This is a genomic window from Pseudomonadota bacterium, from assembly GCA_018817425.1.
Taxonomy (GTDB): domain Bacteria; phylum Desulfobacterota; class Desulfobacteria; order Desulfobacterales; family RPRI01; genus RPRI01.
In genome coordinates this window covers 1-16,178 of the sequence record JAHITX010000006.1, presented here as the reverse complement: position 1 = coordinate 16,178, position 16,178 = coordinate 1, and the positions used below count along the sequence as shown (strand labels likewise).

11 protein-coding genes and 2 pseudogenes are annotated in these 16,178 nt (G+C 35.2%); 6 read left to right on the top strand and 7 right to left on the bottom strand.

Features of this window, described 5'->3' with window-relative positions; translation table 11 throughout:
• Positions 1-105 precede the first annotated feature (105 nt).
• The 3 genes from nifU to KKC46_01230 all read left to right on the top strand — a co-directional run bounded on the left by nifU (position 106) and on the right by KKC46_01230 (position 4,114).
• Positions 106-936, top strand: coding sequence for a Fe-S cluster assembly protein NifU (gene nifU / locus KKC46_01240; protein MBU1052433.1), 831 nt, complete (start codon positions 106-108; stop codon positions 934-936).
• Positions 933-2,099 (top strand): cysteine desulfurase NifS, encoded by a 1,167-nt coding sequence (gene nifS / locus KKC46_01235; protein ID MBU1052432.1) that lies wholly within the window; start codon positions 933-935, stop codon positions 2,097-2,099. Before nifU ends, nifS begins: the two co-directional genes overlap by 4 nt.
• Before the next feature lie 362 nt (positions 2,100-2,461).
• Positions 2,462-4,114, top strand: a complete 1,653-nt coding sequence (locus KKC46_01230) for an FMN-binding glutamate synthase family protein (GenBank protein MBU1052431.1) — start codon at positions 2,462-2,464, stop codon at positions 4,112-4,114.
• Between the two features lie 56 nt (positions 4,115-4,170).
• Here KKC46_01230 and KKC46_01225 read toward each other — a convergent pair whose 3' ends face one another.
• The 6 genes from KKC46_01225 to rdgC form a co-directional block, all read right to left on the bottom strand.
• Complete coding sequence (locus KKC46_01225; GenBank protein ID MBU1052430.1) at positions 4,171-5,472, bottom strand: helix-turn-helix domain-containing protein; 1,302 nt, start codon at positions 5,470-5,472, stop codon at positions 4,171-4,173.
• A gap of 17 nt (positions 5,473-5,489) precedes the next feature.
• Complete coding sequence (locus tag KKC46_01220; protein MBU1052429.1) at positions 5,490-6,152, bottom strand: thymidylate synthase; 663 nt, start codon at positions 6,150-6,152, stop codon at positions 5,490-5,492.
• A gap of 10 nt (positions 6,153-6,162) precedes the next feature.
• Positions 6,163-8,610, bottom strand: coding sequence for a DNA topoisomerase (ATP-hydrolyzing) subunit B (gyrB, locus tag KKC46_01215; protein MBU1052428.1), 2,448 nt, complete (start codon positions 8,608-8,610; stop codon positions 6,163-6,165).
• Positions 8,607-9,728 carry a DNA polymerase III subunit beta gene (gene dnaN, locus KKC46_01210; GenBank protein ID MBU1052427.1) on the bottom strand — a complete coding sequence of 374 codons (1,122 nt, stop codon included), beginning with the start codon at positions 9,726-9,728 and terminating at the stop codon, positions 8,607-8,609. The genes gyrB and dnaN overlap by 4 nt, the downstream gene beginning before the upstream one ends.
• A 225-nt stretch (positions 9,729-9,953) precedes the next feature.
• Positions 9,954-10,472, bottom strand: coding sequence for a hypothetical protein (locus tag KKC46_01205; protein MBU1052426.1), 519 nt, complete (start codon positions 10,470-10,472; stop codon positions 9,954-9,956).
• Positions 10,473-10,474: 2 nt separating this feature from the next.
• Positions 10,475-11,089: a recombination-associated protein RdgC gene (gene rdgC / locus KKC46_01200; GenBank protein ID MBU1052425.1), complete on the bottom strand. Its 615-nt coding sequence runs from the start codon at positions 11,087-11,089 to the stop codon at positions 10,475-10,477.
• A 169-nt stretch (positions 11,090-11,258) separates the two neighbouring features.
• On the opposite strand from rdgC, the gene KKC46_01195 reads away from it, so the two are divergent.
• Entirely contained in the window at positions 11,259-12,497 is a 1,239-nt protein-coding gene (locus tag KKC46_01195) for an endonuclease Q family protein (protein MBU1052424.1), read from the top strand.
• 70 nt (positions 12,498-12,567) lie between these two features.
• Here the strand turns inward: KKC46_01195 and KKC46_01190 are convergent.
• A pseudogene (locus KKC46_01190) lies at positions 12,568-13,113 on the bottom strand (IS630 family transposase).
• A 44-nt stretch (positions 13,114-13,157) separates the two neighbouring features.
• Here KKC46_01190 and KKC46_01185 point away from each other — a divergent pair.
• Positions 13,158-13,238, top strand: a pseudogene (locus tag KKC46_01185) (transposase domain-containing protein).
• 194 nt (positions 13,239-13,432) lie between these two features.
• Complete coding sequence (gene clpB / locus KKC46_01180) at positions 13,433-16,012, top strand: ATP-dependent chaperone ClpB (GenBank protein MBU1052423.1); 2,580 nt, start codon at positions 13,433-13,435, stop codon at positions 16,010-16,012.
• Positions 16,013-16,178 lie beyond the last annotated feature (166 nt).

Genomic DNA, 16,178 nt, shown 5'->3' with positions numbered 1-16,178 from the left:
TTAGGCTAAACGCTTTATGCTGTCAACAGCAATATGTATTTTTCAGTTATTTTACTACGGTATTATCTTCTTTTGATAATATGATTTACAGATCTGGAGAAAACCATGTGGGAATATACGGATAAAGTTAAAGATCATTTTTTAAACCCCAGAAATGTGGGGGTTATTGAAAATCCCGATGGAGTGGGAGAAGTTGGGTCCCTTGCCTGTGGTGACGCATTAAAGCTTTTCTTCAAGCTCGATGAAAACTGCAAGATAAAGGATGCAAAATTTCAGACTTTTGGATGCGCAAGCGCGATAGCATCTTCATCAGCACTTACAGAAATGATTATAGGAAAAACCCTTGAGGAGGTATCAAAGATTACAAATGATGATATTGCATCTTATCTCGGAGAACTTCCCAAGGAAAAAATGCATTGCTCCGTGATGGGCCGGGATGCTCTTGAAAAAGCTATAGCATTCTACCGGGGTGAAAAAGAAAAAAAGGTGGATGGTGAAATTGTATGCGAATGCTTTGGAGTTACTGATTTTGAAATAAAGCGTGCTGTTACCGAAAATAACCTCTCAACAATTGAAGATGTAACTGATTATATAAAAGCCGGTGGGGGCTGTGGCAAATGCCATGAAAAAATCCAAGAGATTATAGACACTGCTTATGATAAAATTAAACCTGTTAAGAAAAAAGCGGTGAAATTGACAAATATACAGAAAATAAAATTAATCGAAGAAACTATGGAAAGAGAGATTAAACCCGTCCTTAAAAAAGATGGTGGAAATATAGAGCTGATAGATGTTGATGGAAACAGGGTTCTTGTGGAATTGCGCGGTACTTGTGCTTCATGCAACAAATCTCAGATTACTCTCAAACACTATGTTGAATCAAAATTAAGAGAACTTGTATCCCCGGATCTTATCGTTGAGGAGATAAATCAATGATACCTTTATATGTTGATAACAATGCAACAACGCGTGTTGCGCCTGAAGTTCTTGAAGAGATGCTTCCATATTACACAGAAAGTTATGGCAACCCTTCCAGTATGCACTCTTTCGGGGGAAATGTAGCAAGAGAAATTAAAAAAGCCCGTGAAAAGGTTGCAGGTTTGATGGGAGCTTCTCCTACAGAAATAATATTTACAAGCTGCGGTACCGAAAGTGACAACACAGCCATTCGGGCTGCTCTTCTTTCAAATCCCGACAAGAAACATATTATTACAAGCAGGGTTGAACATCCCGCCATCAAAAATCTTTTTGAAAACCTGGCCAAAACCGGTTTTCGGGTTACATTTGTACCTGTAGACAGCAAAGGTCTTCTTGATCTTGAATATTTATACCAACATCTTGACGATGATACTGCGCTGGTCAGCATTATGTGGGCAAATAATGAAACTGGTGTGGTTTTCCCTGTAGAAGAGATCGCACAAACCGTTAAGGAAAGGGGTATTGTTTTTCATACGGATGCCGTGCAGGCTATGGGAAAAGTTCCTGTGGATATGAAGAAAGTACCTGTGGATATGCTTTCCTTGTCCGGACACAAAATTCATGCGCCTAAAGGAGTTGGTGCCCTTTATATAAGAAAAGGCACAAAATTTTCTCCTTTTCTAATCGGTGGGCATCAGGAAAATGGCCGCAGGGCCGGAACCGAAAACGTGGCATCAATTATCGGCCTTGGAAAAGCTTGTGAAATGGCACTTTATAATCTTGATGAAATCGGAACCCGAGTAAAAAAGCTAAGAGACAAACTTGAAGATTCTTTAATTAAAGCTGTTCCCAATAGTATTTTAAATGGAGACAAAAACAAGCGTTTGCCAAACACAACAAGCATAGGGTTTGAATTTGTGGAAGGAGAAGCTATCCTTTTAATGATGAACGAGTTTGGTATCTGTGCATCATCAGGTTCCGCATGCACCTCCGGATCTCTTGAACCGTCACATGTTTTACGAGCAATGGGGGTTCCCTTTACTTCTGCTCATGGGTCAATACGATTCAGTCTAAGTATATATACTACCGAAGAGGAAATAAATTTCATTATCGAAAAAGTTCCACCTATTATTAAAAAGCTAAGAGAATTATCTCCTTTCTGGGATCAGAATAAATGTTGATTACATGTTGTTTGATATTAAATTTATAGACTATTGGTCTATAAACTTCCACTTGCGGCTTTCTTTAAAATCCAAACCGTTTCAGTGTTACTTAATAAAAAGCCTCCGGAAACAAAAAACATCTTGACTTATTTTTAAGTATAGCTAAAATTAAAATGTATTTTAACTGCTTTTTAGAAAATTTTTTCGATTGCCGTACAATGGCGTACGGCTGCAATATATAATTATAAGTAGACAAAGGCGTCTATTCCCTATCATGGGAAAGATGCCTTTTTTGTTTTTTAAGATAGCATAAAATATAATTTTTATGCCTTTTGTTGCTATCTGATAATTTATTACTGAATCATATAAGGAGATTAAAAATGAGATTTGAAAAAAGCAATGATGTTCTTGGAACCACAAACCGGGGCAATCCTGCCGAATCCAGCCTTTGCACACTATGCAGAGCAGATTGTATGGGAAGATGTGAAACCTGGTTATCAAGCTTGGTAGGACGTAAACTGCTCTATCCAAGAAGTTATGGTATTGTAACTGCCGGCGCAAACAATACCACTCATGTGGGAGTTTCTTATAATTCTCTTAGAATTCAGGGCTATGCATATGGTGCTAATGGTCTTAGCGAAGGTCTTACCAATAATCCGGATGACTGTATTTTTCCAAACGTAAGCCTTGAAACAGAATTTGGAAGTGAAGTAAAAACCAAAATAAAAATGCCCCTTATGACCGGTGCATTAGGCTCAACTTTTGTTGCTGCAAAATATTGGGATTCATTTGCTATAGGCGGCTCGCTGGTCGGCATACCTGTTGTAATCGGTGAAAATGTTGTTGGTGTTGATCAGGAATCAAAAATTAAACCAGGCGAAACCAAAAAAGGCAAGATTGAAATTTCTCCTGAGCTTGATAGGCGTATTGATACTTATTTAAGATATTACAATGGCTATGGTGCAATAATTGTACAGCTTAATGTTGAAGACACCAGAAATGGAGTTGCTGAATATGTTGTAGATAAATACGGCGAAAAATGCATTATTGAATTAAAATGGGGGCAGGGTGCTAAAGATATCGGCGGTGAAATTCAGGTAACAAGTCTTGATTATGCCCTTTTCCTGAAAAACCGTGGATATGTCGTTGATCCTGATCCAAGCAAACCTGAAGTTCAGGCAGCTTTTAAAGAAGGCTCCATCAAATCTTTTGCCCGTCACAGCCGTTTGGGCGGAACTAATCTGGATTCTGTAGGACAGGTACGTGAAGATTTTATGAACAGCGTTAAATATCTTAGAAGCATAGGTTTTAAAAGAATTACCTTAAAAACCGGATCTTATGGTATGGAAGAGCTTGCAATGTCTATCAAATTTGCAACAGATGCCAAACTTGATCTTCTTACCATAGACGGTTCCGGTGGGGGAACCGGCATGAGTCCTTGGAATATGATGCAAAGCTGGGGAGTACCTTCTATAAACCTTCATTCAAAAGCATATGAATATGCCAGTATCCTGGCTGCTAAAGGACAAAAAGTTGTGGATCTGTCTTTTGCCGGTGGTTTTGCTCTTGAAGACCATATATTTAAAGCTCTCGCTCTTGGCGCACCCTTTACAAAGCTTGTTTGCATGGGAAGGGCTATCATGATTCCTGGATTTGTAGGCTCTAATATAGAAGGCGCTTTGGATCCGGATAAAAAGGCCTCAGTTAATGGCCACTGGTCCGAATTGCCAAAAACCGTTAGAGAAGTCGGAAGCAGCGCAAAAGAAATATTTGCTTCTTATTTTGATGTGGAAAAATTAGTCGGTAAGGATGAAATGAAAAACATTCCTTACGGTGCGATTGCTTTCTACACATTAGCAGATAAACTATCTTGTGGTTTACAGCAGCTTATGGCCGGCGCAAGAAAATTTTCAACAAAAAATATTTCCCGCTCGGATCTTATGTCCGGAAACAGAGAAACTGCCAAAGAAACCGGTATACCGCATGTTGCTGATGTAAATGATGAAGGTGCAAAGAAAATACTTAATACCTAAGCTTTTATAAATTATATTCAAAAAGGCTCTTAAATATTATTTAAGGGCCTTTTTTTTTAGCTGATATTTATCCAGAAAAGAGAAGCTGTTTCGGTATCGGAATTTTTCCATTGTGTGGGAACTTCGGTTGTAAGGTATATAAGATCACCTGTTTTGGCGGTATGGACTTTGTTTTTTATTTTAAACTGAAGACTGCCGGACAATAAATAGCCTATTTCATCACCTTTATAGTTAAAAAAATGTGCTGGTATGCTCGTTTTAGGAGGTATGTTGATAAGATATGGTTTTGCTTTGGAATCAAAATCCATAGGCGTTATTGCCTTGCCGGTAATTGTACCTTTGGATAAATTCGAAATTTGAATATCGGCTGCTCTTGATGGTGTAAAAACCACCTGTTCAGAGGTATTTTCTTTTTCTCCGAAAAAGGAACTGACCTTAACAGAAAGTATTTCAGCCATTTTAATAAGAGCCGGAAGTGATGGATATATCTGGTTACTTTCAATCTGGGATATAGTGCTTGAGGTCACACCAATAAGTTTTGCAAGTTCTGTCTGAGAAAATCCCTTTTTGGAACGGATTTCTTTTAGATGAGATCCAAGATCAAGATGAGCCTGTGTGTTCTTTTCAAAATCAAAGTTAATATCAAGGCCTTTATTCCAATAACAAAAAAGTTCATTAAATATTTTTATATCTCTTTTTTCGGCTTTAATAACCGAAAGAAACGTTTTTCCCCGCTTTACAGAAAGGTCAATAGCAACCTGGGCTATTTTGTTTATATTAGCTTTTAAGCGCTGGGAATGGGCTTCCTTTTCTATAACCCAATATGCTACAGTATTTAATTCATAAAGCCGAGGGCAGGAATGCGAATAAAATTTCTGGATTTGATCTTCTCCTCCCCACAGTTCCTGCATTCCCGTAAGACTGTCAAAGATAAAACGGACATCCCCTTTCATTGTTTTATGAAGACCATAAAAAGCCCCGGTCACATGATCTGCATTCCGCGGTTCATCAATTGTTATAATTTTACAGGCTCTTTTGGATTCATCTTCTTTATAAAATTTAAGAAATATTTCTGCCCCTTCTCCTTTTCCATATGTAAAACAATCAAGTATGGTTAACTTATCATAATCTGCAAGAGCCCCCAACCGCTCAATAAGAGTTTTAATTGAGTGATCAAAGTTAATATAAATAATTGATTTTTTATTGGTTTGAGATGATTTTATGAAGTTGAGATAAAATACAGGAGCTAAACTTCCTGCGTTGTCGTACCAAACAACGTTGTCTCCGATTCGCAGTCCGCCAAGAAGCTGATCAAGTTGTTTCACACCGGATTCTACCAGTGGTTTTTCAGTTATCATGAACTTTTTATCTTTATTCAGCAATTATTTTTCATAGTTCTGAGTTTTGCTAGTTCCCATATATAATCATAAATGTGCAGGCCCTTGCTTGCAGCAATTATTTCACCGTCTTGTACGCCTATTTCTAAAGACATATATTCTTTTAAAAGCTGAATAGCTCCAAGATTGGCAGGAAAACCGTTCCATAAATCCCAGGATCTGAAATATACCATAAAATGCAGTTTTCCATATCTTATTCTTGTATCGATTCCCCTCAAACATGGCGGATCTCCAAGATATATGCTTTCAGGATCACCAACTGTCATATATGCCTGGTTCGTTCCATGGCCGTCTTTTTTATACATTCTTATAACTTCTTTGATCTGACTTTCAAGGTATTGCCCATATGTATAATCTTCATTTTCACATTTTGTAGCTGTCATGAGATATGGGAGGTATTCTTCAAGATACCCTTCAGCTACCGGGTTTGGTATATTTAAGGCGTGTGGAATATCAGGCAATAGCGGGCGCATTCCGGGGTGTTTAATATGAACCGTAATATAATCAAATTCCAGCCTCTCCTGCCCCTGAAAACTTCCTCTTTCAATCACGTATTTATGACCATTCTCTATAATATTATAAACACATTGAAACCAGGCATCAGGGATATCCCTTGCTGTAATTGAAACTACATTTAACATTTTATCCTCATCATATATCAAGCATTCTTACATCAAGAGCATTGTTTTGAATAAACTCTCTTCTTGGCTCAACATCATCTCCCATAAGGATGGTAAAAATCTCATTTGCATCAACTGAATCCCCTTCTTTAACTTGAAGAAGGGTTCTTAATTCCGGATTCATGGTAGTGGTCCATAACTGTTCCGGATTCATTTCACCAAGGCCTTTATATCTTTGAATAACCTGTCCTTTTTTGGCTTCTTCCAGTATGTTTATAATAAGTTCCTTTTTATCATTTATCTTTGTTTCCGGGTTGTTTATTTCCTTTTTTTCTTTTGCTGTTATATAAAAAGGCGGCTTGTCATATTTGAATATATTCTGGCCCAAATTTACACATTTTTGATAATCTGTGGAATAAATAAGCCCAGTACCTATTTTAAACCTTTTTATTTCATCCTTTTTCAATCCTTCTGACATCTTGTTATCATTTAGATCTTCAGGATATTCAACAGTTAATTCATATATATTTCTTTCGGGATTCCATGCAATTTCTTCTGTCTTATATTTATTTTCATTTAAAAGGTTTTTTATCATAGTCATTTTATCAAAATCTTGTAGAAATCTTTTATCTTCCAGATTGTTTTTCAACAGAATCTCAATAAAATCGGGTTTTATTCCATTTCTTTCAAGTCTTGCTAATACATAAGAATATTCAGCCAGGTTTGTTACAAATAGATAAAGATTATGGTCAGATATAATTTGTTTATCCTTATCTATTAACATATTATTGTTTTCACAAAACAGTTTTATAGTATAATCGTTTAATGCTTGTTCATCTTTAAAATATTGTTCATTCTTACCTTTACCTACTTTCAAAAGAGGCGGTTGTGCTATATATAAATACCCTTTTTTAATAACTTCCGGCAATTGTCTGTAAAAAAAAGTTAGAAGCAGTGTTCTTATGTGTGATCCGTCAACATCCGCATCAGTCATTATAATGATTTTATGATATCTAATATTATCAATAGCTTTTTCTTCACTACCCACTCCTGCTCCAAGGGCTATTATAATGTTTTTTATTTCTTCGCTTTTTAAAATCTGATCAATTCGTGCTTTTTCAACATTTAATATTTTTCCCTTTAAAGGAAGAATCGCCTGAAATTTTCTATCTCTGCCTTGCTTTGCACTGCCCCCGGCAGAATCTCCCTCTACCAGAAAAATTTCTCTTTCTGAGGGCTCGGACGACTGACAATCGGCAAGTTTTCCAGGCAGCGTTGCATCAACCATTGAACCCTTGCTTCTTACTAAATCTCTTGCTTTTCTTGCTGCAAATCTAGCCCTTGCCGCATCAATTGCTCTTGATAGTATCTTTTTTGCTACGGCCGGGTTTTCCTCAAAAAACATCGCCAATTTTTCATTTACAAGCGACTCTACTATGCCTTTTATTTCACTATTTCCAAGCTTTGTCTTTGTTTGCCCCTCAAACTGAGGACTTTTAAGACGAATACTTATAATGGCTGTCAATCCTTCCCTTACATCCTCACCACTTAATTTTTCCTTTAGATCTTTTGAGAGATTTCCATTTGTGCAATATTGATTTATAACTCTTGTCATGGCCGCTTTAAAACCTATAACGTGAAAACCGCCTTCTACAGTATTTATATTATTTGCAAAAGAAAATAATTTTTCTGAAAAAGTGTCATTATACTGTATACACACCTCTACCATTACATCATTTTTGTTTCCCTCAAAATATATAGGCTTATGCAGTACCGCATTGTGTTTGTTTATATAATCAACAAAAGTAACAATTCCTCCTTCATAGTAAAAATCTTCTTTTTTTTCAGAGCGTTCATCGTCTATTTTTATTCTCAAACCTTTATTTAAAAATGCAAGCTCTCTTAACCTTTTAGATATAATCTCAAATTCGAATTTATCGGTATTTAAAATTTCAGTATCCGGCTTAAAATGTATCTTTGTGCCTCTTTTTTGAGTTTCTCCTATTATCGTAAGCTCTGTTACTTTTTTACCTTTTTCAAAAGCCTGATGATATATTTTTCCTTCCGTATAAATTTCAAGATCAAGTCTGGCCGAAAGAGCATTTACAACAGAAACTCCAACACCATGAAGACCGCCGGACACTTTATACGAATCATTGTCAAATTTTCCTCCGGCATGTAGTTTTAACATAACAACTTCGGCTGCCGGCACGTTTTCTGTCCTGTGAATTCCGACAGGAATTCCTCTTCCATCATCTTCAACACTAACACTGTTATCGGTATGTATTTTAACATTAATAAGGCTACAAAAACCTGCCATGGCTTCATCAATACTGTTATCAACTATCTCATAAACAAGATGATGAAGGCCCTGAATATCAACATTCCCGATATACATAGAAGGTCTTTTTCTAACAGCCTCAAGACCTTCTAAAACTTTTATACTGTCTGAACTATATGTATTATTTTCTTCTTTCATATTCTCATCGGCATAATAACACTTAAAAAGTTTTTGTTTTTCTCGCCTTCAATAAGACAAGGGCTTTTTTCATCCTTAAGCATCAGATTTACATTATTATCCTCTATAACATTTAGTGTTTCTATAAAATATCTGACATTAAAAGCTATCTCCAACGAATCTAATTCATAATTAATCTGCAGGTTTTCTTTTGCTTCGCCCAGCTCCGGATTTGTAGAAGATACCAAAAGATCTCCCTTTTCCAAGTTAAAAATAACCCCTTTAAAATTATCGGTTGTAAAAATAGACATTCTTTTTAACATCATTAAAAGTTTTTGTCTTTCTATTATAATGTTAAATGAATCTTTAATGTCTATTATATATTTATATTCAGGAAAGTTTCCTTCAAGAAGCCTTATAATTACAGTTTCTTTTTCTTTTTTTAAAACAAAATTTGTACTGTTGTACCCTATTTTGATATTTTCTTCTGTTTCCAAAAATTTATATAAATCACCTAAGCCTTTTTTTGAAATTATTATTCCTGGTTCTTCGGGCACCCCGGAAACATTTTCATATTCATAATCCACTTTTGCCAGTCTGCTTCCGTCTGTAGAAACAAGCCTTAGTTTATTTACGCCTTCTTCCAATAATTTTTCAAAAAATATTCCGTTTATATGGGCTCTTTTTTCTTCCGTACTTCCCGGTATAAAAGTTGTTTTTTCTATCATATCTTTAAAAACAGATGATTTCAGATCAAAATATTCAATGTTTTCTACATCCGGAATACCTGGAAAATCTTCAGGATTCATACCTGCCATCTTATAATTAACATTGTTTTTATTTAATATTTCAATCCAGAAGTTATCTATTTCATTTATATATATTTCTTCCCCTGGAAAATCTTTTATTATTTCAAAAAGTTTTTTTGCATTTATGGCTATTTTGCCTTCACTTTCTATTTCAGCAGGATAAAAACCGATAAACCCTGTTTCAAGATCTGTTGAAATAATATTTATTCCTGAGTTACTTGTCTTGATTAAAACAGCTGTAGTAATAGCTAAGTTTGTTTTTCTTCCGGCAATTGTTTGCAGTTTAGAAAGAACTTCATACACATCCTTCTTTATAATTTTTATTTTCATAAATTATCCTTCTTTATTTTTATAGTTAATAAATAGAATATATATAATATAGTATGTTAATAACTATAACAACTAAGCAAATAATTGATTTTAAATAATAAAATTAAAATATTATTGTATAAATATAATACAAAAAAAAAATACAAAAGGTACAATATTAATAATGAAAAAAAAATTGTTTAAAACAAAAAAAATATAATAAGAATATGAACAATAAAAAGTGAATTACGAAGTTATCCAGTTTTTAACATCTATAGAAAGTTTTTTCCAGTCATCTGATATTCTTAATAATATATATTTTTTATATAAATTGTCTATTAAGGAATAAATTGAAGTATATAGATAAAGTTTTTCAATAACAAAACCTTCTATATCTTTTTTAGACTCTATAAAACCAATATCAGGTATCTTTAAATTAGAAAAATTTAAACTCTCACCTGTTAAAGTAAAACTCCATTCTTTATCTTCTTTTTTATATAAAAGATTAAGTTCCTTAACAATAGCACCTTTTTTAAGGGAAATCATTGCTTCTTCAAGATCAGCCTCTTCTCCCTTTATTGTTATTTTTTCAAAAGAATTATTTTTTTTTCTTTCGAGAACTATTTTATTTCCTATTTCTATAAATTCACTTTTATTATTAAAAAGGTCATAGGAACCGGATTCGCTTGTACAAAACCAAAGCCAAAGCAAAAAATCACAGCCAAGAAAGCTGTATTTGTGATAAGCCAAAGAAAGATCGAGCATAATTATTCCATAAAAACTGAGGGAGATAAACCGGAAAGCTTATCTCTTTCTGATTCTTTAAGTCCCAATAATAAATCCGCTTTAAAAAAGGGAAATATTTTAATAAGACGATGTTTAAAAGATGTTTGAAAAAGGATTTCCAGTTCTTCATTAGCAGCTTTATTGCTTGAAAAAAACCAGAGCACAGATTTTTCAAAATGCCATACAACGTCAAATATACTAGGTGTTGCCGGTATTCTAAGATAAAGAACATTTAAAACATGTTCTTTTATTTGTTTTTTTTCATTTGCCGTTAAATAATCGCGGCCGCTTTTTTCAAGCTGCTTGGCCATTTCCAGATGATAAAATTTTCGAGTTATTTTTGATGACAAGGATTTTTTATCTATTCTTAACGAAAAAACAAAAGCATCATCAATAATAAAAGAAGAACCTGTAAAATCAGGGTTGAAATGATTATTAAAAGATGTCCATCCGATAATCTTTTCTGAAGATTCTTCTTCAAATTCTTTAAAAGAATATTTTATTAAACCTTCTCTAACGACTTCTAAAATAGAATCGTTTATTTTTCCCTCGACATGATACCTGTTTATAGATACAGAAGATGATAATAAACTCATAAAAATAGAAAACCAAAATAAATTTTATTGTTAAAATTTGTATTTACGGCGGTAAGAAAAACCGCGGTATTTTGAAATTTATATTAAAATACCAGAGATTATAAGACGTAAACTGTTATAGTCTAATATATAGATTCTTTAAAAAAAACAAGAGTTTTTAATTAAAAACATGAAATTTATAGCCGATCTTCACATTCATTCACGCTTTTCATTGGCATCTGCAAAAAACATTAATGTTGAAAATCTATATGTTGCTGCCAGGAAAAAAGGAATCACTGTTTTAGGAACTGGAGATTTTACACATCCTGGTTGGCTTAAAGAATTAAAAGAAAAACTTGTTTATGATAATAAAGGCCTATACCAGTTAAAAGATGAAGTTACCAACAGCTGTGAAAGCTATATCCCTCAATCCTGTAAAGGCCGGTTCAGGTTTATTCCAACAGGAGAAGTTTGCAATATATACAAAAAAAATGGAAAAACCCGAAAAATACACAGTCTTTTATTATTACCAGACTTTAATTTAGTTGAAAAAATAAATCTTAAACTTAAAAAATTTGGAAAAACAGAATCAAATGGAAGACCAATATTAAACATAGATATCATAAGCTTATTTGAAATTCTTCTTGAAATTTCAGATAAAGCAATGCTCATACCGGCACATATTTGGACACCCTGGTATTCTCTTTTTGGCTCTAAATCAGGTTTTAATTCCATTGAAGAATGTTTTGAAGATTTTTCGCAATATATCTATGCAGCCGAAACAGGTTTATCATCAGATCCAGATATGAACAGAAATGTTACCTTTTTAGAAAAAATAACACTTATCTCCAATTCAGATGCCCACTCAACTTCAAAATTAGGAAGAGAAGCAAATATATTTGAAACCGATCTTTCATATGATGCTATAACTTCTGCAATAAAAAAGGCAGATTCAAAGCAGTTTTTGGGTACTATTGAATATTATCCTGAAGAAGGAAAATACTATGCAGATGGCCATAGAAACTGTAATCTTTTTCTTATGCCCAAAGAAACCAAAAAATATGGTGGAAAATGTCCTGTTTGTAATAAAGACATAACAGTTGGTGTACTTCACAGAATTAACGATCTTTCAAACAAAAGAATAAACAGAAAAGTACCCCAAAGTTATAAAACCATACCCCTTATAGAAATTCTTTCCGAAATTTTAAAAACCGGGCCCAATTCAAAAAAAGTTAAAACAAACTATGATAATTTGTTGATAAATTTAGGGCCGGAACTCGAAATTTTAAATTATATTGATATAACAGTTCTTAAAAAAGCCGGGATTCCTCTTGTTTATGAAGCAATTGTAAAAATGCGGAATAATGAAGTAAGTATTAAACCCGGATTTGACGGACAATATGGAAGTATAAAAATTCTTAAATCGTAACAGCAAATATTTTACCTAATATAACCCTACAACGATATATAAGTTAATTTAATATTGCACTACTGTCATGTCATTCATTAAGTGTCGGATAAAGCCGAGAGAGTTTTATCCTGGCATTTTCAGTCGTAAATTGCCAATTGACTTTTGCATTTCTGTTGTTTCTATAGTTTTGCCATGCATCTGCTTTTTTCCTGAAGTCTTCAATATTGTTGATCCTTCTGTTCAGACATTGCCCGGTTAGCACATTTAATTCTATCTCTGCCATGTTTAACCAACTCCCATATTTTGGAGTATAAACAAATTCGAACTTATCCCACAACGCCTTTGCCTTTTCAGGAAGAAATGTTTCATAGAATGATCCCGGCATATGAGTGTTTAAGTTGTCTATCACAAGCGTTATTTTTTCAGCATATTCATATTGCATCGCGATTTCATCTATAAAACAGGCCCAGTCTTTTTTGGTCTTTCTTTCTGTTATTTTTACGATACGTTAGCCAGCAAGAGGTTAGCACGCCATAAAAATGTTACATACCCCGTTGCGCTTGTATTCATAATCATGTTTGGCCGGTTGTCCGGGTGATGCTGGAATAGGAGCCTTCGTCTCTCCAATCATTTTTTATTGAGGATTCGCTTGATCTTGACCCTTTTTCAGGCCACCCAAGAGGAGCCAAAGCCAGTGCAATATTTTTCAGCCTGATAGAAACAGCAAAAGCAAACGGATTGGAGCCGTACAGTTATTTACGATACATATTTAATTACCTGCCACTTGCCAAAACTACTGCTGCCTGCTTAATATATTTTCTACCGTACATTTCTTCTTCAATTGACATAACGTTTTCTGTGTTTATTTTAATGAAAGCAAGTAAGTATCCGGTAATAAACAAAAAGAGATAAACAAAGGCAATTTAATTATATTATAAAATCAGGAGGCATTTATGCGCTTTGATAAATTTACGATAAAATCACAAGAGGCCATAGGCAATGCGCAATCATTGGCCTCAAAAAAGAATAACCAGCAAATAGAACCCGAACATATGCTTTCTGCAATGTTAAGCGAGCGGGAAGGTATCGCAAGAGCAGTGTTTAACAAGCTAGGTGCTTCGCCTGATTCTGTTGCAAAAGAAGTTGAATCTTCGATTGAAAGATTGCCTAAAGTCAGGGGCGCCGGAGAAGTAAGCATTTCACAGCGTTTGAAAAATGTGCTTGATTCGGCTTTTGCCGAAGCCGACAAAATGAAAGATGAATATGTGAGTACCGAACATGTTCTTCTTGCCATATCTGATGAACGTGATGGTGAAGCATCCAAGATATTGAAACACTATAATATTACACGCGATTCGATATTAAAGGTTCTTGTGGATGTTCGCGGGAACCAGAGAATAACGGATCCAAATCCTGAAGAAAAGTACCAGGCATTAGATAAATACAGCAGGGATCTTACAGACCTTGCAAGGCTTGGAAAGCTTGATCCGGTAATAGGAAGGGATGAGGAAATAAGGCGTATTGTTCAGGTTCTTTCCAGAAGAACAAAAAACAACCCAGTTCTTATAGGAGAACCGGGAGTTGGAAAAACCGCAATTGTAGAAGGCCTGGCCAGAAGAATTGTGGAAGGAGATGTACCCGAAACTTTAAAAAACAGGCGGCTTGTTTCTCTTGATATGGGTGCATTGATAGCAGGTGCAAAATACAGGGGGGAATTTGAAGACCGCTTAAAAGCCGTTTTAAAGGAAGTAGAAAAAGCCGAGGGTGATATAATTCTGTTTATAGACGAGTTGCACACTCTTGTGGGAGCAGGAGCTGCAGAAGGATCAATGGATGCATCCAATATGTTAAAACCGGCACTTGCAAGAGGTACTCTTCGCTGTGTGGGAGCAACAACATTAAATGAATACAGAAAATACATAGAAAAAGATGCCGCTCTTGAAAGAAGATTTCAGCCGGTAATGGTAAATGAACCAAGTGTTGAAGACACTATTTCAATTCTACGCGGACTTAAGGAAAAATACGAAGTACATCATGGCGTAAGGATTATGGATTCTGCTATTATTGCTGCAGCCACTCTTTCCCACCGCTATATTTCAGACAGGTTCTTGCCTGATAAGGCGATAGATTTGATCGATGAATGCGCATCTAAATTAAGGATAGAAATTGACAGTATGCCTTCTGAAATTGATGAAATTCAGCGCAGAATCACTCAATATGAAATTGAGCGGGTAGCCTTAAAGAAGGAATCGGACCAGTCATCCAAAGACCGGCTTGCAAAAATCGAAGCAGAGCTTTCCGGTCTTAATGAAGAAATTAGTGTGATGAAAGCGCACTGGAATAAGGAAAAAGAGCTTATACAGGTTATAAGAAAAATAAAAGAAGAAATCGAACATCTGGGAACAGCAGAACAGCAGGCAGAAAGAGAAGGCAATCTTGCCAAAGTTGCCGAGTTAAGATACGGAAAAGCCGCAGATCTTAGAAAACGTCTTGATGATGCGAATGAAAATCTTGAGTTGTTGCAAAACGAAAGAAAGATGCTCAAAGAAGAAGTAGATGACGAAGATATCGCAGAAGTCATATCCAAGTGGACGGGAATTCCGGTCAGAAAAATGCTTGAGAGTGAAAGGGAAAAACTCGTAAGAATGGAAGATCGTCTGGCATTAAGAGTTATAGGCCAGGATGAAGCACTTGAGGCGGTTTCAAATGCCGTCAGAAGAGCAAGGTCAGGGATGCAGGACCCAAACAGACCGATAGGTTCATTTATATTCATGGGCCCAACAGGCGTTGGAAAAACCGAGCTTGCCAAAGCGCTGGCAGAGTTTATTTTTGACAGTGAGCAGGCAATGGTAAGAATTGATATGTCTGAATATATGGAAAAACATTCGGTATCAAGGCTTATCGGAGCGCCTCCCGGCTATGTTGGTTACGATGAAGGAGGATATCTCACAGAAGCGGTCAGAAGAAAACCTTACTCGGTAGTACTTTTTGATGAAATAGAAAAAGCCCACCAGGATGTTTTTAATGTTCTTTTGCAGTTTTTGGATGACGGCAGAATGACGGATGGCCACGGAAGAACCGTAGATTTTAAAAACACCATTATTATAATGACTTCTAATGTCGGAAGCCAGTGGATACAGGAACTGGGAATATCAAGACGTGATGAGATGGAAAAAAAGGTTACGGAAGTATTAAAGGCAAGTTTTAAGCCTGAATTCTTAAACAGAATAGATGAAACAATAATTTTTCACAACCTTTCGCCGGAACAAATCGGAGAAATAGTAAAAATTCAGATTAAAAAACTTGAAGCAAGGCTTGCTGAAAAAAATATCAACCTTGTTTTGTCAGAGGATGCCATAAAGCTTATTGTAGATAAAGGCTATGACCCGGTATATGGAGCGCGTCCGTTAAAACGAGCTATCCAGAAATATCTGGAAAACCCTCTTTCGATAGAAATACTTAAAGGGGAAATCAAAGAGGGAAGCATGGTCAAAGCGAAGGCTCAGGGTGACACACTATCATTTAATCATTAATAACGCAAAACTTTCGAATCCCCGGCAGCAATTCTCGGTGAATGTAATTTTTGGTCATCAGGTTTAGGAACATAGAAAAGTTTGCCAAAACATTGTGATAGAGACAGGAAAATTATTAACAAAAGTCATGAAAATTAACAATACAAATAAGGAGTGGATAAATTTG